Annotated in this window: 18 protein-coding genes; 9 read left to right on the top strand and 9 right to left on the bottom strand. The window is 66.1% G+C overall.

From position 1 onward, the window contains the following. Positions 1-152: 152 nt before the first annotated feature. From M1E17_RS02785 to M1E17_RS02800, 4 genes are all read right to left on the bottom strand, one after another. Entirely contained in the window at positions 153-545 is a 393-nt protein-coding gene (locus M1E17_RS02785; protein WP_267277541.1) for a universal stress protein, read from the bottom strand. Between the two features lie 126 nt (positions 546-671). Continuing rightward, positions 672-2,291, bottom strand: coding sequence for a tripartite tricarboxylate transporter permease (locus tag M1E17_RS02790; RefSeq protein ID WP_457965308.1), 1,620 nt, complete (start codon positions 2,289-2,291; stop codon positions 672-674). After that, complete coding sequence (locus M1E17_RS02795; protein WP_457965310.1) at positions 2,291-2,803, bottom strand: tripartite tricarboxylate transporter TctB family protein; 513 nt, start codon at positions 2,801-2,803, stop codon at positions 2,291-2,293. The genes M1E17_RS02790 and M1E17_RS02795 overlap by 1 nt, the downstream gene beginning before the upstream one ends. After that, on the bottom strand, positions 2,800-3,807 hold the full coding sequence (locus tag M1E17_RS02800) for a Bug family tripartite tricarboxylate transporter substrate binding protein (protein WP_457965312.1): 1,008 nt from the start codon (positions 3,805-3,807) through the stop codon (positions 2,800-2,802). The genes M1E17_RS02795 and M1E17_RS02800 overlap by 4 nt, the downstream gene beginning before the upstream one ends. A 266-nt stretch (positions 3,808-4,073) precedes the next feature. Here M1E17_RS02800 and M1E17_RS02805 point away from each other — a divergent pair, with 266 nt between their 5' ends. Then, on the top strand, positions 4,074-5,651 hold the full coding sequence (locus tag M1E17_RS02805) for a sensor histidine kinase (RefSeq protein WP_457967957.1): 1,578 nt from the start codon (positions 4,074-4,076) through the stop codon (positions 5,649-5,651). Continuing rightward, complete coding sequence (locus M1E17_RS02810; RefSeq protein WP_457965314.1) at positions 5,648-6,322, top strand: response regulator; 675 nt, start codon at positions 5,648-5,650, stop codon at positions 6,320-6,322. The genes M1E17_RS02805 and M1E17_RS02810 overlap by 4 nt, the downstream gene beginning before the upstream one ends. Positions 6,323-6,337: 15 nt before the next feature. Here M1E17_RS02810 and M1E17_RS02815 read toward each other — a convergent pair whose 3' ends face one another. From M1E17_RS02815 to hutG, 3 genes are all read right to left on the bottom strand, one after another. After that, positions 6,338-7,348, bottom strand: a complete 1,011-nt coding sequence (locus M1E17_RS02815) for a cation transporter (RefSeq protein WP_457965316.1) — start codon at positions 7,346-7,348, stop codon at positions 6,338-6,340. Next, on the bottom strand, positions 7,345-7,845 hold the full coding sequence (locus M1E17_RS02820; RefSeq protein ID WP_457965318.1) for an ABC transporter substrate-binding protein: 501 nt from the start codon (positions 7,843-7,845) through the stop codon (positions 7,345-7,347). The genes M1E17_RS02815 and M1E17_RS02820 overlap by 4 nt, the downstream gene beginning before the upstream one ends. Before the next feature lie 107 nt (positions 7,846-7,952). Continuing rightward, a complete protein-coding gene (hutG, locus tag M1E17_RS02825) occupies positions 7,953-8,939 on the bottom strand; it encodes a formimidoylglutamase (protein WP_457965320.1) in 987 nt (328 codons plus the stop codon). Positions 8,940-9,152: 213 nt separating this feature from the next. On the opposite strand from hutG, the gene M1E17_RS02830 reads away from it, so the two are divergent. Then, on the top strand, positions 9,153-10,457 hold the full coding sequence (locus tag M1E17_RS02830) for a cation:proton antiporter (RefSeq protein ID WP_457965321.1): 1,305 nt from the start codon (positions 9,153-9,155) through the stop codon (positions 10,455-10,457). A 30-nt stretch (positions 10,458-10,487) separates the two neighbouring features. Here the strand turns inward: M1E17_RS02830 and M1E17_RS02835 are convergent, their stop codons facing one another. Then, positions 10,488-11,930: an NCS2 family permease gene (locus M1E17_RS02835; protein WP_457965322.1), complete on the bottom strand. Its 1,443-nt coding sequence runs from the start codon at positions 11,928-11,930 to the stop codon at positions 10,488-10,490. A gap of 114 nt (positions 11,931-12,044) precedes the next feature. Between M1E17_RS02835 and M1E17_RS02840 the strand changes: the two genes are divergently transcribed. After that, positions 12,045-12,680, top strand: a complete 636-nt coding sequence (locus tag M1E17_RS02840) for a copper resistance CopC family protein (protein ID WP_457965324.1) — start codon at positions 12,045-12,047, stop codon at positions 12,678-12,680. Positions 12,681-12,740: 60 nt separating this feature from the next. Here M1E17_RS02840 and M1E17_RS02845 read toward each other — a convergent pair whose 3' ends face one another. After that, positions 12,741-13,379: an NAD(P)-binding protein gene (locus M1E17_RS02845; RefSeq protein ID WP_457967959.1), complete on the bottom strand. Its 639-nt coding sequence runs from the start codon at positions 13,377-13,379 to the stop codon at positions 12,741-12,743. A 415-nt stretch (positions 13,380-13,794) separates the two neighbouring features. Here M1E17_RS02845 and M1E17_RS02850 point away from each other — a divergent pair, with 415 nt between their 5' ends. The 5 genes from M1E17_RS02850 (at position 13,795) to M1E17_RS02870 (ending at position 21,088) form a co-directional block, all read left to right on the top strand. Continuing rightward, positions 13,795-14,829, top strand: coding sequence for a universal stress protein (locus M1E17_RS02850; protein WP_457965326.1), 1,035 nt, complete (start codon positions 13,795-13,797; stop codon positions 14,827-14,829). A gap of 30 nt (positions 14,830-14,859) precedes the next feature. Continuing rightward, positions 14,860-17,733: a PEP/pyruvate-binding domain-containing protein gene (locus M1E17_RS02855; protein WP_457965328.1), complete on the top strand. Its 2,874-nt coding sequence runs from the start codon at positions 14,860-14,862 to the stop codon at positions 17,731-17,733. 109 nt (positions 17,734-17,842) lie between these two features. Then, positions 17,843-19,168, top strand: a complete 1,326-nt coding sequence (locus tag M1E17_RS02860) for a hypothetical protein (protein WP_457965329.1) — start codon at positions 17,843-17,845, stop codon at positions 19,166-19,168. Then, entirely contained in the window at positions 19,165-20,184 is a 1,020-nt protein-coding gene (locus M1E17_RS02865; RefSeq protein WP_457965331.1) for an ABC transporter ATP-binding protein, read from the top strand. Before M1E17_RS02860 ends, M1E17_RS02865 begins: the two co-directional genes overlap by 4 nt. Before the next feature lie 19 nt (positions 20,185-20,203). Continuing rightward, a complete protein-coding gene (locus tag M1E17_RS02870) occupies positions 20,204-21,088 on the top strand; it encodes an ABC transporter permease (RefSeq protein WP_457965332.1) in 885 nt (294 codons plus the stop codon). Positions 21,089-21,118 lie beyond the last annotated feature (30 nt).

The following is a 21,118-nucleotide window of genomic DNA, read 5'->3' on the forward strand; positions in this document are numbered from 1 at the left end:
ATCGTGACCGGAGGGTCCTCACGGTCGACGGCGGCATGCAGGCCCAGCGGTAAGGAAGTTGCCTGAACAAAAAATCCGAGGCTTGTCCGCAGGACCGCGCCTTGAAGGCAGGGAACTGCGGACAAGCCCCGGATTAGTCGGAGCGGGCGGACCTAACTGGCCTTGACCGCCAATACCGGGCAGTCCGCCTCCAGCAAAATGCGCTGCGACGTGCTGCCCATGATCAGCTTGCCCACCGGAGTGCGGCGGCGCAGGCCGATCACAATCAGATCGGCATTGTGCTCCTCCGCGGCATCGAGGACCTCCGCTGCCGCGTCATGCCCACGGACCGGCTGCTTGATCACGTGGTCTATTCCCTGAGTTGCCAAACGGTCCTCGATGCTCTGGATCTCCGGCTCCTGGGCGTATCTGTTGTCCACCAGGGCATCGCCCTTGGACGAATTGATGACCAGCAGGGTAGTGCTGTTCTTCCGGGCCTCCAGAATGGCCTGGGTCAGCGCCGCTTCGCCCTCTGGTGTGGGGACGTATCCCACCACGATCGTCATGGTTGCTCCTTGTGGTCAGTGGTCAGTGGTCAATGATCTGTGGTCGGTGGTCTGTCATTGGGACTGTGGTTTGGAATGTCGGTTCCTCCCACCAAGGCGGGACGATGGGCCGGGACCTGCTAGTCGCTAGCTGCCGTCGCCCCCGTCACCGCCATCGCCACCGTCGCCGCCGTCGCCATGGTGTCCGTCCGCCCGGCGGCCGCTGGCCACGTCCGTCGGCTCGTTTCCGCGGGTGGCGTTTGCGGACAGGAGGGCGGGGGTCGGATGGTTGCGGCGGTACAGCTTGAATAGCAGCGGCCAAGCCAGGATGATAGCGATGAGGATGTAGGTGCCCACGGCGATCGGCTCGCTCCACAGGCCGGCGGGGTCACCGGCGCTGAGCTGCAGGCTCTTGCGCAGCTGACCTTCGATCCGCGGCCCGAGGATCACGCCGAGGATAAGCGGCAGCACGGGGAGGCCGAAGCGGCGCATCATGAATCCCAACGCACCGAGGGCCAGCAGGAGCACCAGGTCGAACGCCTGCAAGTTCACCGAATAGGCGCCCAGCGTGGCGAAGAACAGGATGCCCGCGTAGAGGTAAGGCCGGGGAAGCTGCAGGAGCTTGGCCCACAGCGGCGCGAGCGGAAGGTTGATCAGCAGCAGCAGGAAGTTGCCGATGAAGAGGCTCGCGATCAGTGCCCAGACCAGGGGTCCCTCGTTGGAGAACAGCAGGGGTCCTGGCTGGATACCGTAGGACGTAAAGGCTGCCAGCATCACGGCAGCCGTGGCGTTGGTGGGCAGGCCCAGGGCCAGCAGCGGTGTCATGGTGCCGGCGGCCGCAGCGTTGTTGGCTGCCTCAGGCCCGGCCACGCCCTCGATGGCGCCCTTGCCGAACTCTTCGGGGTGCTTGCTGAGTCGTTTCTCCGTGACATAGGACAGGAACGTGGGGATTTCGGCGCCGCCGGCCGGGAGTGCACCGAAGGGGAAGCCGTAGGCCGTTCCACGGAGCCAGGGCTTCCACGACCGCTTCCAGTCGGATTTGCCCATCCATGGACGCCCCACCGGGATGATCTGCAGCGGGTTGCGGCGCAGGTGCGCGGCAACCCAGAGTGCCTCGCCCACCGCGAAGATGGCCACTGCCACCACCACGATGTCCAGACCGTCAGCCAGCAGCGGCTGGCCAAAGGTGAGGCGGCGCTGGCCGGTCACTGAATCCATGCCGACCAGTCCGATCGCAAGGCCCAGGCCCAGGGAGGCGAAGCCCCTCAGGCGGGACGAGCCAAGGACGGCGGTCACCGCCAGGAGGGCAAGCACCATGATGGCAAAGTAGCTGGGCGCCCCGAGGCTGACGGCGAACTCCACTACTACCGGTGCGAAGACGGCGAGCAGCGCGGTGCCGATGGTGCCGGCAACGAATGAGCCGATGGCCGCCGTCGCCAGGGCCTGGGCGGCCCTGCCGGCTTTGGCCATCCTGTTGCCTTCGATGGCCGTCACCACTGACGACGATTCGCCCGGCGTGTTGAGCAGGATGGAGGTGGTGGAGCCGCCGTACATGCCGCCGTAGTAAATGCCGGCGAACATAATAAATGCACTGGTGGGTTCCAAGGCATACGTGACCGGGAGCAGCAAGGCCACCGTCATGGCCGGACCCAGGCCCGGGAGGACGCCGACGGCGGTGCCCAGCAGCACACCGATGACCGCGTAGAGGAAATTCATGGGGGTCAGGGCGGTGGCAAAGCCGTCCATCAGGGAGGAGAAGACGTCCATCAGAGAATCCCTTTCAGGAGGCCTGCGGGCAGCGGAATACCGAGGCCCAGGTAGAAGCCGTAAAAGGTGATCACGGAGAGGGCCAGGGAAATGATGCCGTCACGCACATAGTGCCGGCTGCCCAGTGCCCAGGCGCTGCCCCAGAACAGGATGGTCCCGGAGATCACCCAGCCTGCCAGGTCGATCAGCAGGATGTTGGCCAAGAACGCTCCCACCAGCGGCAGGACGGTCTTCCAGTCGGCCGGGTGCGTGAGGTCAACATCCTCGCCGCCTTCTGCTTCGCCCTGTCCGCCGCGCAGCACGTTGATGGCCAACAGCACTGCACAGACGATCAGCATGGCGGACACGATGTACGGCAGGGTCTTGGGTCCCACCGGATCTGACTGCGAGTAAGGAGTTACCAGGGCGATGGCGTCCAGAAGGACCAGGACGCCCACCACGCCGAGCAGGAGGGCTACCCCCAGCTCGGCGCGGCCTTTGAGCCTGGAGGCCAAAGTTGGTGAGGAGCTCACGCCAGGCCAAGCTTCGTGAGGACGTCCGCCACCCGCTTGTCCTGGTCGCTCAGGAAGGTCTTGAACTCATCGCCGGTGATGAAGGCATCAGTCCAGCCATGGGTCTTGAGTGCTTCCTTCCAGCCATCGGTGCCGTGCATCTTTTCCAGGGCTGCGATCAGCTTGGTCTTGTCGTCGTCGCTGATTCCCGGAGGAGCCACGATGCCACGCCAGTTGGTGAATTCCAGGTCGATGCCTGATTCCTTCAGCGTGGGTGCGTCCACGCCCTCCAGCCGCTTGGAGCCGCTGGTTGCCAACACACGGACCTCACCGGACTGAATCTGCTGGAGGTACTCCCCGGCGCCGGAGGCTGCAAAGCCAACCTTATTGCCCAGGATGGCCGGGAGGAGGTCTCCACCGCCGTCATAGGAGACGAAGTTCACCTTTGTGGCGTCGATCCCCACGGCTCCGGCGAGCTGCATGGGCAGCAGGTGGTCCGGGCCGCCGGGGGAGGAGCCGCCGCCGACGCTGATGGAGCCGGGGTCTGCCTTCCAGGCTTTGACCAGGTCATCGATGGTTTTGTACTGCGAATCCTTGTTGACCATGATGGCGCCCGGCTCTTCAATGAGCTTGGCCAGCGGGGTGGTTTCAGTCAGCTTGGACTCGGACTTGTTGGTGTAGCTCGCACCCACCACGCCCAGGCCCATGAGCATGGTGAGGTCGCCGTTGCCCTTCTCGTTGACGATGCGGGCCAGGCCAACCGTTCCGCCTGCACCGGCAAGGTTGAAGACCTCGGTGTTGTTGGCCACCTTCTCGTCGTCGAGCACCTTCGCTGCGACGCGGGCGGTGGTGTCATAGCCGCCGCCCGGGGTGTTGGGGACCATGATCTGCAGGTTGGTTACCGGGCCGGCAGCAGCGCCGGGGCTGGCGGTGTTGGTGGAGCCCCCGGTGGCACCGCAGCCGGTGGCCATCAGGGCGATGCCGGCGGCGACGGCGGCGACTCGCATTGCGCGGATCTGGCGCATGGTGTTCCTCTTCTCGTTGATAAATACTCGTAGAAACTGACTTGTGCTCTGATGCTAGGCCTGGAAGTGACCCGAATCACGCTTATGTACGCAGAAAAAGTTAAGTTCATTGCGTTCACGTTTCCGGCGTCCCACCCCCTGGGCCGACGCGGTATAGTTCCGGTAGCCAGCGCGGAACCACGGCTCAGGGCGGATTTCCACGTCACCCACATGCCGCATCTGCGAAAACATCAGAGGAAACAACAACAGTGACTCGACGAAGAGGAATGTCCCTCGCTGGGCAGTACCTGGTTCTGCAGTTGCTGATAGTCCTGGCCGTGCTGGTGGCCGTTGTTGCCATCTCGCTGGCACAGTCAGCCGCCGCCTTTGAACGGATCGAAGGCCGCCGGGCGCTGTCCGCGGCCGAATCCCTGGGCAGCAACCCCACAGTCCGCGCCTTGCTGCCGTCAGCCGAGCCGCGGGCCGGCGCGGCCCTTCCTGCGGTGGTGGAGACCGTCACCACCGTATCCGGGGCGCCACAGGTGGTGCTGGCCAAAATGGACCGGACGGTGGTTGCTTCCTCTGACCCGGGCCTGCTGGGCCAGCCGCTGGAACTTGGCGGAAGCCGTGTGCTGGAAGGCAGGGCCTGGACGGGTGTGGTGGGCGGATCCGGCACTGCTTTCCTCTCAGCCCACGTCCCTGTCCTTGATGACGCCGGAGAAATGATCGGCATCGCCTCCGTCAGCCGGAACTACCCCTCCATGTTGGATCGGCTGGGCGACGCCGTCCCCAACCTGCTCACGTACCTGGGGGTTGCCAGCGTGCTGGGCGTGGCCGGCTCACTCCTGTTGGCCCGCAGGGTGAAACGGCAGACCCTGGGTATGGAGCCGAGCGAAATCACGGGGCTGGTGGAGAACCGCGAGGCCATGCTCCATGGGCTGAAGGAAGGGGTGGTGGCGCTTGATCCGCATGAACGTATCACCGTGGCCAACGACAGCGCCCGTGAACTGCTGGGCCTGCCGGCAGACTGTGTAGGCAAAAAGGTCGGCGCGCTCGCGGTGGACCCGGCGCTGAAGGAAGTCCTCACACGTGACCAGCCGGGCCCTGACCGGCTGGTCCTGGTGGGTGACCGGATGGTGGTGCTGAACCGCGTCCCCATCCGTTCCCACGGCCGGGACATCGGCTCTGTGACAACGTTGCGCGACCGCACCGAGCTCTCTTCCCTGGAGCGCGAACTTGGTGCCACCCGCACCGCCACTGACACATTGCGCGCCCAGGCCCACGAGTTCGCCAACCAGCTGCACGTGATCTCCGGGCTGATCCAGATCGGTGAGTACGATTCGGTGGTCCAGTTTGTTAACGGCGCCACGGTGGACAGGACCCGGCTGAACGACGAAGTGACCAGCCGCATCGAGGACCCGGCCCTGGCGGCCCTCCTGATTGCGAAATCCAGCCTCGCCACGGAACGCGGCGTGGCCCTCCAGCTGGATCCTGCCTCAGCGCTGGGACGCATTGACGATGATCTCTCCCGGGACCTGGCCACCGTCGTCGGGAACCTGGTGGATAACGCGTTCGACGCCGTCGCAGGGCTCGCCGGGGCATCGGTCCGGGTCCTGGTGGAAGAGGAAGACCACGCCGTCACCGTGACCGTCCGGGACTCCGGCCCCGGCGTGGCCGCCGGGAACGTCCAGGAGATCTTCCGGCAGGGCTTCACCACCAAGGGGGCTGGCCCCGGCGGCGGCCGGGGGTTTGGACTGGCGCTCTCGCGGGTGATTTGCCGCCGAACCGGCGGTGACCTGACGGTGGCCAATGACAACGGAGCAGTCTTCACCGCACGGCTGAATCAAAGGAGCCCACAGCCATGATCAAAGTCCTGATCGTCGATGACGACTTTATGGTGGCGAAGGTCCACGCGGGATTCATCCAGCGAACGCCGGGATTTGAGGTCGTCGGCGCGGCCCACACGGGCGCCCAGGCCGTGGCTGAAACGGCCCGCCTGATGCCGGACCTGGTGCTGCTGGACATTCACCTGCCGGACATTAACGGGCTGGACCTGATGCAGAAACTGCGTGACGTCGCCCCCGAACTCGACGTCCTGGTCATCAGCGCTGCCCGCGAGGTGGAAACCGTCCGGAAAGCGCTGCGGGGCGGGATTGTCCACTACCTCATCAAGCCCTTCTCACAGAAGGATCTCCAGGAACGCCTGGAGCATTACCGCAGCGCCTACCAGAGCCTGGATTCGTCAAAGGACGTGGCGGAGCAGTCTGATGTCAATCGGGTTTTCGGCCTGGACCGGAGCGAGCGGCCGCTGCCCAAGGGCTGCAGTATCGAAACGCTGAAGCTGGTGGAAGCCGCCCTGCAGGAGGCGGACGGGGACCTCTCGGCCGCCGAGGTTGCCGTCCTGCTCGGCACGTCCAGGGTCAGCGCACGCCGGTACCTGGAGTATTTGTACGAGGTAGGCGCGCTGGAGGTCCGGCTCAGATACGGAGCGGGACGGCCCGAACGGCGGTACGTCCTCAAGGGAGCCGAGGCGTAGGGCCACCGGTTGACACTAGCGCTCGCCCCCTGAGGTGGGTCCGGGCAGGAACTCGGAGGGAAGTTCAGCGACCGGGACCAGGACCATGTCCTGGATCTTCCAGTCCATCCCAATGCAGGCAAGACGGGCGGCTTCGAGCTGATCCAGTGTGGGCATTCGGCCTGCTGCCGGGACCACAAATGATTCCACATGGAACACGTGCCCCTCATCCCGGATCCTGGACTGGGCACTCTCAGCCCAGTCCAGGCCGCGAAGATACTCGTCCAGCCGCCGCCCAATCGGGTGCGGCTCGGCGTCGTCGTACGTGCGGGCCCGTTTGTCCATCAGGGCAGAGACGGCGGCGCGGGTGTTCCGGAACCCGTCCTGCAGGATGCTGGCCGAGATCAGCAGGGCTGCCGCGTAGTCCGCCCACCAGAGGCCAAGGCCGATGCCGGCCACCCCCACCGCGGCGGCAAGTGCCGTCATCCAGTCGGCTTTGTTCATGTCGGCGTCGGCATACAGGACCTTGTCGTGCAGCTTTTCCGCCAGCTTCATCTTGACCCGGCCCAGATAAATGGGCGGGACAGCGGTCAAGATCATCGCGCCAATCATCAGCCAGCCAAGCCAGATTGTCTGGCCAAAGAAGTCGAAACCGCCGATGGTGGGGTGCTCGTTGCCCAGGAGTCCGATGGCCGAATCCACAATGAGGTAGGCGCCCATCACCGTGAGCGCCACAGCAGCCACCACATGGGCGATCCCGACGGCGCGGTGGTACCCGTAGGGATGTTCCTCGCTGGGGCGCTTGCGGATCACGCGGGCCGCCAGCAGGAATGACAACGGCGGCAGGAAGGACAGGACATCCTCCACCCACGCGGCCTTCATGGCCTGCGAGTTGCCCAGCACAGCAAATACCAGTGCGGTGGAGGCGGCCAGGAAGCCGATGGTGATCCATTCGAACTTCACGGCCTTGCGGAGGGCCTCCCGCTGTTCGTCCGGCAGCTTGGTGTGGCCAAAGCTCGCAGCCCGGCCGTTCTTCACGGTGGTCATTGTGCGGCCGCCGCTTCCTTCAGGAACCTGTCCAGCTCCAGCAGGAACGCATTCTCACCCATGGGCACCAGCATCACGTGCCGGTGCCGGGAACCGTGGCCGTCAACGGATTCGGTGTATGGCATGGTCAGGCCGGCGTGCGTGGACCAGGGAGTCTTGTCGTCAAGGCCGCCGATCACCAGGTCAAGGTTGCCGCGCTTGAGGTCTTCGGCCAGGACGTACTCCGTGCCGGACACCCAGTCGATTTCCGCTCCCAGCTTCGCGGCGAAGCGCCGCACCAGCTCGGCCTCCCTGCCCTGCACGTCCTCGTCGCTGACGTCGCCGCCGCCTGAGGAGACGTCCACCCAGTTCCCGTTGGAGCTGGCACCCACACGGAGGGTGCCGTCCGTGACCCGGTCCAGGGTTCCCGACGGATCCGCAGGATAGGCTGTGCCGCAGCCGGCAAGGGCCAGCACGGAGAACAGCGCCAGGGCTGCTGAACTGCGCGAATATCTCATGATGGCCGGCTCCTTCGCGTGCAGGTGTCCATAAACTTCATGAGACAGCCTACTTAGCTTGTCGCAGCGGTTTGGCCAGCACAGCAGTTGGCCAGGGCAGCAGTTGGCTAGCGCAGCAGGGTGTTCACCAGGCGGGCGGCAACCTTCGCCGTGCGGGCGTCGATGTCGAACTCCGGATTCAGCTCAGCGACGTCCAGGTGCAGCAGTTTTCCGCTCGCCGCCACCTGCCGGCAGGCCGCGCTGATGACGGCCAGCGGCACGCCGTAGGCCGCAGGCGCGCTCACCCCGGGGGCCACGGACGCGGGCAGCACGTCAAGGTCGATGGTCAGGTACAGCACATCCACCGCTTCCAGGAACTCCGCCACAAATGCCTGCACGCGATCTTCGGTGCACTCCTCGTCCATCAGGTACTGGACGCCCAGCCGCGCCGCGGTGCCGAACAGGGCCCGGGTATTGTTCGGCTCTGAAATTCCGACGACGGCGTACCGGAATTCGCGCCCCGCGGCGGCTTCCGCTTCGGCCATTTGGAGGAACGGTGTACCCGAACTGGGGACTGGTTCATCGCGGAGGTCGAAGTGGGCGTCCAGGTTCAGGATGCCCAGCCGCTGGCCGCCGCGGACGGCCTCGGATCCGGCGAGTCCCAGATAGCTGGCGAAGGCCGTCTCGTGTCCGCCGCCCAGCACCACGGTGAGGTGGCCGGTGTCGAGCATTGCAGCTATCGCCAACCCGGCACGGGCCTGGCCGGCCTCCAGGGCGCCGTTCCGGACCACCACGTCGCCGGCGTCGGACACGGTGCGGTCCAGGTGGAAGGCCAAAGGGCCCAGGGCGCCGCGGATTGCGGCCGGGGCCGTGGCCGCGCCGGGGCGGCCCTTGTTCCGGCGGACGCCTTCATCGCTGGCAAACCCCAGGAGGGCGGCCGGGCGCTGCGGCCCACCCGCTTGGGGGCTTGACGGCGCTGCCGGGGATGCGGAGGGTTCACCGGGTGCCATGGGCGATACGGCCTGCCACCAGCGCCGGTGTTCGCCGCCGTCGCCGTCGAACCTCCCGGTCCAAAGGAGGGGCGGGACGTCAACGGTAAGTGCGGGAAGTGGCATGATCCAAGCTCACCGCATGCCTGGGGCAAAAGCGAGCGGCGCCGCCGTCGCGGTGTCTGGAATCCCGGAACCAAGCCCGGAATAGCATGGCGCTTCGCTGCGCCGGCCACTGCCGCCGCTATAGGGTGGATCATCGTCCCGGGTTAACACGGGGAGGCAACCTGCCCAGGCAATCACTCGCCAGGGCATTGAGACAGGCCGGAGAGCAGCACCATGTTTGAAGCCCCCAGTATCCTGTTCGCGGCCGCCGGAGCCGCCGTCTTTGTTGCCGCAATCCTCCCCAAGATCCTGCGCAACGTCCCGTTCTCGATGCCAATGGTCTTCCTGGGCGCAGGGATGGTGGCCTTCTCCCTGATCCCCACGCTGCCCGATCCGGATCCTGTCCTGCACGGCGATTTCACCACGCACCTGGCGGAAATCTGCGTCATCATCTCCCTGATGGGCGCCGGCCTGGCCATCGACCGGCCGTTCGGCCGCACCAACTGGGCCACCACATGGCGGCTCCTGGCGATCGCCATGCCGGTGTGCATTATTGTCCTGACGCTTCTGGGCCTCTGGTTCCTGGGGCTGGGGCTGGGAGCTGCACTGCTGGTCGCCTCAAGCCTGGCACCCACGGACCCCGTACTGGCCTCCGAGGTGCAGGTGGGCGAACCGGCCGACGAACCAGACGACGCGGACAAGGAGGACGAGGTCCGGTTCGGCCTGACATCCGAGGCCGGCCTGAACGACGGCCTCGCCTTCCCGTTTGTGTATCTGGCCATAGCCATCAGCATCGTGGGTGCCTCGCCATCGGAGTGGTTGCCGGCCTGGTTGGGGATCGATGTAGTGTGGCGGCTGACCATTGGACTGGTGCTGGGATGGGGTATCGGGAAACTGCTGGCGCTGTTGTTCTTCTCGGCGCGGAAGGAAAGCATCCGTCTTTCCAACCATTCGCAGGGCTTCGTTGCCCTGGCCGCCACATTCCTGGCTTATGGAGTGACAGAAATGATCGAGGGCTACGGGTTCATTGCCGTTTTTGTGTGCGCGGTAACCATCAGGGCCGCCGAGCACACGCATGGCTACCACCGGGTGCTGCACTCCTATGTCGAACAGTTGGAGCGGCTCATGACGGTGGTGATCCTGATCCTGCTGGGCGGCGCGATCGCCCGGGGCCTGCTCGCCGACGTGGGCTGGCCCGAGGTGTTGGTGGCGTTGGCGTTCCTGCTGCTGGTGCGGCCGCTGGCCGGCTGGGTGGGGCTGCTGGGCGGCAAGACAGGTCCGCGGGAACGCATTGCCCTGTCCTTCTTCGGGATCCGCGGGATCGGTTCCCTCTACTACCTTTCCTATGCGCTGGGAAAAGGACAGTTCGAGGGCCAGGCCGAAGAGCTGTGGGGGATCGTCGGGCTGGTGGTTGCGCTGTCCATCGTGATCCATGGGGCCACCACGTCACCGCTCATGAACCGGCTGGACCGGCTTCGCGAACGGCGTGCACTGGCGGAATCCGGTGACGAGGGAATGGCGCCCAACACTCCAGTCTGAGGAGCCGCGCTTCGGTCCGGCTCCTGGAGACTACATGCCCAGGGCGGCCTCGATCGGACCCACCGCGAAGAAGATCAGGAACGCGGCCGCCACCGCCCACATCAGGGGATGGATGTCGCGGATCCTGCCCTGGATCGTGCGGATCAGTACATAGGCGATGAAGCCGGCGCCCAGGCCGTTGGCGATCGAGTAAGTGAACGGCATCAGTGTGAAGGTCAGGAAGGCCGGGATGGCGATGCCCCAGTCCTGCCAGTCGATCTTCCCTACCTGGGACACCATCATGAAGCCCACCACCACCAGGGCAGGCGCCACAGCCTCGAACGGGACCAGGTTGATGAGCGGTGTGAAGAACATGGCCACGAGGAACAACAGGCCTGTGACGATGGATGCGATGCCGGTCCGGGCGCCTTCGCCGATACCCGCCCCGGCCTCCACGTAGATCTGGTTGGAGGACACGGAGGCCCCGCCGCCCACAATTGCGCCCAGGGCGTCCACCTGCAAAACACGGTCAACGTCCGGGATGTTTCCATGCTCGTCCACCGTTCCGGCCTCGTTGGCTAGCCCCACCATGGTGCCCATGGCGTCGAAGAAGATGCTCAGCAGGATGACAAACGCCAACAGCGTGGCGGCCACAAAGCCCAGATGCTCAAACGCGCCAAACGGGTTGGCCTTTCCGATCAGGGATAGGTCAGGTGCTGCCCACTCCGAAAAGGTGGGGGCCACCAGGGACCAGCCCTGCGGGTTGAACGGTTTGCCCGGATCAACGCTGGGGCCGATGTGCAGGGTCGTTTCCAGGATGACGGCGATGATCGTGGAGGTGATGATGCCAATCAGGATGGCGCCCTTCACCTTCCGGACCACCAGGCCGATGGTGAGGATCAGGCCGAACACAAACACGGCAGTGGGCCAGCCCAGGAGTTTTCCGTCGAAGCCAAGGCCTACGGGGACGGTGGTTCCTGCGACGTCCGGGATGCGGCGGACGAACCCGGCGTTGACCAGCCCGATCAGGGCGATGAACAGGCCGATGCCCACCACAATGGCGGTTTTGAGGCCGTCCGGGACTGCCTTGAACACGGCGGTCCGGAAACCGGTGAGGACCAGGATCAGCATGGTCACGCCGGAGATCACCACCAGTCCCATCATGTCCGGCCACGTCAGGCCAGGGTTGGTGGCCACCGTGACAGCTACGAACGCATTGACGCCCAGTCCGGTGGCAAGGGCAAACGGGTGCTTGGCCCAGGCCCCCATCAGGATGGTGAGGATGCCGGCCACAAGAGCGGTCACGGCCGCCACTGCGGGAAAACCGAGGGAGTTGCCACTGGAATCTGCGCCGGAGAGGATCAGCGGGTTCAGCACCACGATGTAGCTCATGGCAAAGAAGGTGGCGAAGCCGCCGCGGACCTCGCGGGAGAGGTTGGACCCGCGTTCGGTGATCTTGAAATACCGGTCCAGGGCAGAGCCTTGCTTAAGCATTAGTCCTCCGGGGGAGTCTGTGGGGATACCTGAATCCTATGGGCCGCCCAAAGGAATGCCCGCCAAACTCGCCTAGTCTGTAAGGAAGCCAACACAAAAGGGAGCAATCCAGACATGCGTTCCATCCGCCATTTGCTGAGCCTTGTGCTCGGGATTTTCGTTGCCGTCGCTATCCTGGCGGTGGCCGGTCCGGCCAGCGCGCACGACGCCGCCGAATCCAGCAGCCCAGCCCAGGGCGCAACCGTCGCCGCACCGCCGGAAAAGGTCTCCGTCACGTTCAACAGGAACCCGTTAGCCATCGGCTCACAGTTCTCCGTGAAGGATTCCACGGGGACTGAGTGGGCGGACGGCGCCGTCGAGATCGTGGACAACGTGGTCAGCCAGAAGCTCAAGGGTGGCGCGCCGGCGGGGGAATACACGGTCGCGTGGCGGGTGGTCAGTTCGGATTCACACCCCATCGAGGGGACGTTCAGCTTTACGGCCACCGCTGCGGCTGCGGGAGCTGGGCCCTCCGCTTCGGCAACAACGGGTTCGACGTCGGCTGCAGCCGTTCCCGGCATGGGCACCCCGCAGCCCGGGGTCACGTCGCCTGGCGAGCCTGCGGCTGATGCCTCGGAGCCGTTTCCGTGGAGCTTGGTGGTTTTTGCCGCTGTTGCCATCGGGCTGCTCGTGGCAATCGCGGTCACGGCAAGGCGCAGGCTCACCGCCGGAAGGGAAGAAGAGGAAGTTGAGGAACCAACACTGAGGTAGCCGGGCTGGGCTGGTTTGTCTGGCTTGGCTTGTCTGGGTTGGCTGTGCAGCCTGGCTGTATTAGCCCGGGACGACGGCGAAGCTACCGGTCAGGATGGTGGGAGCGCTCTCCGGATAGACCTTGGACGAGATAGCCTGGCCCACCGTTTTGGCCTGGCGCAGCACTTCCTTGGGGGACGGCGTAATGAGCTCGCCGACACCCACCAGATAGATGCCGATGGCACGCATCGCGGCGATCAGATTGTGCCCCACCGTGATGCCGAAGTCGCTCAGCATCCGCCGCAGCTGGCTGTGGGCGCACCGGGTCAGCACAATGTGCTCAGCCACCAGGATGCCGTTGGGAGTGTGGACCTCCCATTGCCGGGAACGGCCGTCCGTTGCCGGATTGTCCTGCGGGCCGTGCACCATGGTCAGCTTGACCGCGCGGATGGTGCTGCGGACGTCCATGTTGTGGCTGGCCGCGTAATTGCGCAGGTGCCGAAGGATCTCGTTCCGCTCCCGGAGGGAATCGGAGTCTGCCGCATCGCACCGCTGCAGCGAAGCTGTGTTGGCCGGTTGCCCGGCGCCCAGGATGTCGAGGCCGTCCACAACGATGGAGTCCACGCCCCGCCGGCGCAGCTCTGCGGCCACGGCCAGGCCGGAAAGGCCCGTGCCAATGATCACAGTGGTGGTCTGTTCGGTCCTGCCAATCAAAGGCATGCTTGACACTACAGTTTTCCTCCTTCGAAGCTTCCGGCTTACGCAGGCGTCGTCGCCCTGCACGCGTTCCGTTACCCCCAAAGTGCGGTCGCAGTACCTGGCCCGGGCGTGCCTTGACAGGGCGCATCCCGGACCAACAATGCCTCGAAGACTACAGAACATTTATTGACATGGATAGCCCAAACCCAAACATTCCGAAAGGAATGTTTGCGCTCACCATTTAGCCCAAACGCTGTGGATAACTGTTGCCGCTGCAGCCTTGCGCATGCTTGCTAAGTGTCTGCGGACCGAGAATAGTGAGAAGTGGAAGCGGCTTTCCTGATCTGGCGCGTGGCGGCCGGACAGGTGCGGGTGGAACGGGCCGCTTCTGGCAGAATAGCCGCAATATCAGGCAGTATCGCGAGGAGGCGGCCCAATGGGCGCAGAAGAGTTGCATCCGGACCCGGAGCGGGACGGACGTGCCAGTTCTGCTCCCCGGGGGATCGTTGTGGGCGTGGACGGATCGGACCACGGCCAGTGCGCCCTTGTCTGGGCGGCCCGCGAGGCCGAGCGTCGCCGTCGGCCCCTTCACATCGTGACCGCCTATTCGGTGCCGATCTTCGCAGCGTCCGGCCTGGACGGCGGGTACGCCACAGTGGATGACTCGGTCATCCGTGAAGGCGCCGAAGCCATCGTCAAGCAGGCCCTGGATAAAGTGGCCGGCTATAACATCGACGTAGATGCCTCGGTTGAGAACGGTGACGCGGCCGGGGTGCTGCTGGAACTGTCAGAAACCGCTGAGCTCCTTGTTTTCGGAACCCGCGGCAGGGGTGGCTTTGTGGGGCGGCTTCTCGGTTCCGTCAGCAGCGCTCTTCCGGCCCACGCAAAGTGCCCCACCGTGACCGTCCCGCTGATCTGCGCCGACCGCCTCGGCGAAACCACCGAGGACAGGCGGATCAAGGCCGAGCAGGCCAAAGCCGGGCACCAGCGCGTCGAGAACGTTGTGGTGGTGGGCGTGGACGGTTCGGAGCAGGCCCGCGTGGCAGTCCTGGAGGCTGCGGCCCAGGCCGAAAGGCTGGGAGCAACGCTGCGGGTCATTTGCGCGGTGCCGCAGTACAGCGGTTCGCTCGCCTGGGTCCCGGCGCCGATGGACCGCAAAGCGCTTTTTGAGGACATCCAAGTACAGCTGGATGCCGGCATGGCTTGGCTCAAGAGCCACTATCCCCACCTCCCCATGGAGTCCGTGCTGAAGGATGGTTCCCCGGTGGAGGTGCTGGTGGAGGAAAGCCGGCATGTCGAACTCGTGGTGGTGGGAACACGTGGCCGCGGCGGCTTCGCCGGCATGCTCCTGGGTTCCACGTCGGATGGAGTTCTCCACCACGCCAAGGGCCCCATCCTGGTGGTGCCGGACCGGGAGGACCCGCGGCTGGCGGACAGGGCCAGTTTCGGTCCCATCCTCGGCGCAGCTTAACGTCCAGCCTTCCCTTCAGGAGGCGTGCAGATGCCGGATGTCACTGGCCCAGCACCTCGGGATTCCCAGGCACCAACCAGGGAAGTGCGGCAGCCGGAGAGCGGAACGCCGGACGGAAAGCTCGTTCTTGACCTCGGGCAGATCCACGCCGGACTGGTGCCCCTGGTGGGCGGCAAGGCAGCCAACCTCGGCGAGCTGATAGCCGGCGGCTTACCTGTCCCGGACGGCTTCTGCCTGACCACCGACGCCTACCGGCTGGCCACCATGCCCTCGCCGGCCAAAGAATCCGGACCAGCCAATGAATCAGGACCAGCCACGGAATCCGTGCCCCGTGGAGTGGAAGGCCTTGACGACGTCCTCGGCGCACTGAAGTCCACGGACCCGGAGAGCCTGGCGGAGTTGGCGGACCTGGCCGGCAGGGCGCGGCAGATCATCGGACGGGTACGCATTCCGGCCGAGGTGGCTGCTGCAGTGACCGAGGCCTACGAGGAGCTGGGCGAGGACGTCCCGGTGGCCGTCAGGTCCTCGGCTACTGCAGAAGACCTTCCGTCCGCCAGCTTTGCGGGCCAGCAGGACACATACCTCAACGTCGTGGGAGCCGACGCCGTCCTGACGGCCGTGCGCAACTGCTGGGCTTCGCTCTGGACCGACAGGGCTGTCAGTTACCGGGCCAGCAGGGGGATCGACCCCGCATCCGTGGCGCTCGCCGTCGTCGTGCAAAAAATGGTGGACGCCGCGGCCGCTGGCGTGATGTTCACGGCAGATCCGCTCACCGGACGGCGGCAGCAGACGGTCATCGATGCCAGCCCGGGGCTGGGGGAAGCGGTGGTCTCCGGTGCCGTTAACCCGGACCACTATGTGGTGGATCCGCTGGAGGGAACGGTATTGGAGCGTCGGGTCGGGGACAAGCGGTTGATGGTCAGGCCGCTGCCCGGTGGCGGAACCGAGAACGTACAGTTGCCGGACTCCGGGGCTCCCTGCCTCACTTACGGGCAGGCGGCCGAGCTGGCTACCCTTGGCCTGCGTGTGGAGAAGCTCTTCGGTTCCCCGCAGGACACCGAATGGGCCATCGAGCAGACAGGCAGGCTGTGGCTGACCCAGTCACGGCCCATCACCACCCTGTACCCCGCGCCGGAGCGGGCCACTGCCGCCGCGGGTGCGCGCGTCTATCTCTGCTTCAGCCTGGCACAGGGCCTCACCCGGCCTATTACCCCCATGGGCCTGGCGGCCTTCAGGCTTATTGCCTCTTCCGTGGCGCGGGCAGCGCAATTCGACGTGCCGGAGCCCCACCGCGGGCCACCACCGTACGCGGAAGCAGGCCAGCGCATCTACTTCGACCTGACAACGGTGGCGCGGAGCACCACGGGCCGGCGGATTGTCCCCCGGGTCTTCGACGTGATGGAAGCCCGTTCCGCGGTGCTGCTGCGCCGGGTCTTCGAGGACCCCAGGTTTTCCGTGACCCGCAGGACACCGTTGGGCCTGCTGCGCCACTTTGTGCCTGCGGCGGCGCATGCCCGCGCTCCCGAAACCCTGTTCCGTGCCCTGTTTCGCCCGCAGGCGGCGCTGCGGCGGCTGAACCGGTTTACCCGTGAGTTCAATGACTCGCTGCAGCTTGGCCGTGATGCCACCCCGGCGGAACGCCTGGACCATGCAGAGCGGCTCCTTGGCACGCGCCTTTTCACGATTGTGCCGGCCGTCCTTCCGCTGCCCGCACTGGGATTCGCCATGCTGGCAGTGGCAGGAAAACTGCTGGGCGGCGGGAACAGCGGATGGGACCAGCTCCAGCAGGTGCTCCGCGGGCTGCCCAACAACGTGACCACGGAGATGGACCTGGAACTGTGGCGGCTCGCCACCGTCATCAGGGATGACGCCGAATCGGCTGCTGCCGTAAGAGGGCTGAAACCGGCGGCCTTGGCCAGCCAGTTCGGCGCGGGGCAGCTTCCGGCAGTCCTGCAGGCGGGGCTGGTACGTTTTCTGGGCCGGTACGGGCACCGCGCCGTGGCCGAGATCGACGTCGGGATGCCCCGCTGGTCCGATGATCCCACGCACATCCTGGGAGTGCTGGCCAACTACCTTCGCCTCAATGACCCAGACATGGCCCCGGATGTGCAGTTCGCCAAGGCGGAAGAAGAAGCAGAGGCCCACGTCGCACGCCTCGTGGCCTTGGCGCGCAAGCGCGGACGCCTCCGCGGTGCCCTGGTGCAGGCCGCCCTGCGGCGGACCCGGCTCTTCGCGGGGCTCCGCGAGCTGCCAAAAAACCAGATCGTGATGGGCCTGGCCGAAGTGCGGAAGCAACTACATCATGTGGGCGCAGCCCTGGCAGCTGCCGGGGCCGTCACAGATCCGGAGGACGTCTTTTTCCTCGATTTTGAGGAGGCGCGGGAAGGGCTAGGACAGCGCGCGGGAAGCACTTCAACAGGAAGCCCTTCACCAGGAAGCGCTGACCTGCGCGAACTCGTCCAGGTGCGGAAGCAAGCATACGAGCGGGAGCTCGAACGGCGCCATGTGCCGCGGTTGCTGCTCTCGGATGGAACCGAACCGGAGGCGCTGCCGGCCCCCGGGGTCCCGCCTGGTGCACAGCAGGCGCCAGGAACCCTTACCGGCAGCCCCGCATCGGCGGGAACGGCAACGGCAGCAGCGCGGGTCATCCTGGATCCGGTCGGCGCGCATCTGGAACCTGGCGAGATCCTGGTGGCGCCTTCAACAGATCCCGGCTGGACCCCGTTGTTCCTCACCGCCGGCGGCCTGGTCATGGAGATGGGCGGCCCCAACTCCCACGGTGCCGTGGTGGCGCGGGAGTACGGCATCCCCGCCGTGGTGGGCGCCGCTGACGCCACCATCCGGATCTCCACCGGACAGAGAATAACGGTCGACGGCGGTGCCGGGACCGTGGTGCCGGAGTAACCTTCGCTGGCCCGGCGTCAGCAGGGGCAGGTACGGCAAAAAGGGGTGTGGACGGCCAGCGGCAGGCGTACCCTGAATCTATGGGCTGCAAGGACGAAGCGGGGCCAAAATGAGCCGTGCCTGGCTGCGGTGGATGCCTGCCGCAGCAGTACCTGCTGTGATTGCCGCTGGTGTGCTGGCGGGGTCCATTCCGGCGCGGGCCGGTGACCCCCTCCCCGAAAAGACTCCCGCGCAGGTCCTTGCCCTGGTGGCCGGGCACACCACCAAGACGTTCTCCGGAACAGTGGAACAGACCTCTGACCTTGGCCTGCCTGAACTCCCGGCCCCAGGACCCACCTCTGGACCGGCCTCCGCGGGCGGGGCAGCCTCGGCTGTAGAGCTATTGACCGGCGAACACACAGCCCGCATTTTTATGGACGGACCGGCGAAGGTGCGGATCCAGCTGGTGGACCGGTTGGCTGAACGGGACCTGATCCGCCGGGACAGCGACGTCTGGTTCTACTCCTCCAAGGACAACACCGCCGCCCACCTCACGCTGCCCGCGAAGGCCAGCGACCTGCCGCTGCCGCCTCCTGAAGCCCCGGTGCCGCCCACTCCGGACGAGTTGGCCAGCAGGCTCCTGGCCGCTGCTGATGCTTCCACGGAAGTGACGGTTGGACCGGACGTCGAGGTTGCCGGCCGCGCTGCCTACAACCTGGTTCTGGAGCCGCGGACCAATGGAACCTTGGTGGGCCGTGCCGCCATCGCCGTGGATGCCCAGACGGGCATGCCGCTGAGGGTTTCGGTAACAGCGCGGGGCCAGGCAGAGCCGGCCTTCCAGAGCGGTTTTACGAGCTTGTCGTTGGAGCCGCCGGACGATTCGCGGTTCAGCTTCGTTCCGCCGCCGGGCGCCACGGTCAAGGAGCTCCAGCCGCCGGCCCCAGGCATACACTGGCCGTCGACGCCAGCCATCCCCGGATCCCCGGGCACGGCTACCCCTGGTCCGGTCGAACCCGGCCAGGTTGAGCCCGACCAGGTCGAGCCGCAGCCGGCCCCGCCGCTGCCCGGCGACGTCCCGGCCGTCCCGCCGAGCCCGCCAGACAAACTGGCGCCGGACCAGCTTCCTGCTGACCAGCTTCCGCCAGAGCTTCAGGACGGGCAGGTCCCGCCAGACAAGCCCGCCTGGGACAGAAAGGCCATGCCCCGGCCATCCGTGACTGGCAGCGGCTGGGAGACAGTGATTGGTATCCCGGCCGCCACAGGCGGGCAGGGACCGGCCCTGAGCGAATCACTGCTGAATGATCCCCTGCTGGCGCAAGCCACCGTCGTCGTTCCCGGCGGACGGTTGCTGTCCACCGCACTGGTAAATGTCCTGTTCACCGACGACGGACGCGTCTTCGTGGGGATGGTTCCGTCCGAGAGGCTGCAAGCCGCCGCCGGCGCAGTGGCCCCGTGACGGGTCCCGGCGGCGCTGCCGCGGCCGGCGTTCAGGAGAACGGGACGTCCGGACTGACCATTGAGACAAAGGGCCTGAGCAAAAGATTCGGCCACCAACTCGCCGTAAATGCGGTGGATCTGGCGGTGCCGCACGGCTCGGTGTTTGGGTTCCTGGGTCCCAACGGGTCAGGGAAGACCACCACCATCCGCATGATGCTGGGCCTTGCGGCGGCCTCGGCCGGTACCGTCAGCGTGCTTGGACTGGAGATGCCGAACCGCCTCCACGACGTCCTTCCGCGAGTAGGCGCACTCGTGGAAGGCCCTGCTTTTTATCCCTTCCTGTCCGGTGCCGCAAACCTTCACAGGCTTGACGCCGCCAGCAGGCATGCTTCGCCCGCCACACGGAAAGCGAGGGTCCAGAATGCCCTGGAACGGGTGGGCCTGGCCCACGCGGCCGGGAAAAGGGTGCACGCCTATTCATTGGGCATGAAGCAGCGGCTGGGGATCGCCAACGCCTTGCTGTCCCCGCGGGAACTTCTGGTCCTGGACGAGCCCACCAACGGGCTGGATCCACAAGGCACACGGGAGGTCAGAAGCCTTGTCCGCTCCCTCGCTGCCGACGGCGCCACCGTGTTCGTGTCCAGCCACCTGCTGGCAGAGGTGGAGCAGATCTGCACCCACGCGGCCATTATGAGCGCAGGGCGGCTGGTGGCCCAGGGGCCGCTGGCGGAGCTGCGCCAATCCGGTGAAACACGGATCCGCCTCCTAACGCCCGACGCCGGAGCAGCCTCTGATGTCCTGCGCCGGCTGGGAATGAATCCGGCTACGGGGACGCCCGCGCCCGACGGCGACGTGGTGACCGCCGTGGCTGCCGCATCCGCAGAAGCCGCCGGGGCAAACGGCACCGCTCCGGAGAATGTTGTGGCGCGTCTGGTGGAGGCAGGTGTCAGGGTCCGCGGATTTTCGGTGGAGCGGGAGAGCCTGGAGGACCGGTTCGTTGCCTTGACGGGGGAGGGGTTCGACGTTGCCCAGTAGCAGGGTTCCCGGTAACAGTGTGCCAGGGAACGTACAGGGACCTGAGGCCGGAAGCCGGCCCGGCGCCGCACGAGGCGGGGCGGGCGCACCATCAAGCCTGTCGCTGCTGGCGTCCGAACTTAAGGTGCTGTTCCGCCGCCGGAGAACCTGGGCGATGCTGCTGGCGCTGGCCGCGATACCGGTGCTGATCGCCGTTGCCGTCCGGCTTTCCTCCACGGTGCCGCCGGGACGGGGGCCCGCTTTCCTTGACCGGATCACCCAGAACGGGCTCTTTGTGGCGGTCACGGCGATGCTGGTTTCGGTTCCCCTGTTCCTGCCCCTCACCATCGGGGTGGTTGCCGGTGACACGATAGCCGGCGAAGCGAGCCTTGGCACCCTGCGCTATCTGCTGGTGGCTCCTGCCGGGAGGGTGCGGCTGCTCCTGGTGAAGTACGCCGGCGCGCTGGCCTTCTGCGTCGCGGCCCCCGTTACCGTAGCCCTCGCGGGAACGGCCATCGGGGCCTCGCTGTTTCCTATCGGCCCGGTCACCCTGCTGTCCGGGGACGTGGTCCAACCACCGGAAGCTGCGCTGCGGCTGGTGCTGATCGCGTGTTACCTCTCGGTGTCCCTTGCAGGTCTCTCGGCGATCGGCCTGTTCCTGTCCACCCTTACGGTGGTCCCTGTCGGTGCGATGGCAGCCACGGTGGTGGTGTCGGTGGTGTCACAGGTCCTGGACCAATTGCCGCAGCTCGAGTGGCTGCACCCCTGGCTTTTCAGCCACTACTGGTTTGGCTTCGGAGATCTCCTGCGGGAGCCTGTGCTGTGGGATTCGTTCGCCAGCAACGCCTTGCTGCAGGCCGGTTACGTGGCCGTGTTCGGTGCGCTGGCCTACGGGAGGTTCGTCACCAAGGATGTGCTCTCCTGAGGGGACCGCTCCGGCCACTGCGGCTGCAAC

The organism is Arthrobacter sp. D1-29, from assembly GCF_054130585.1.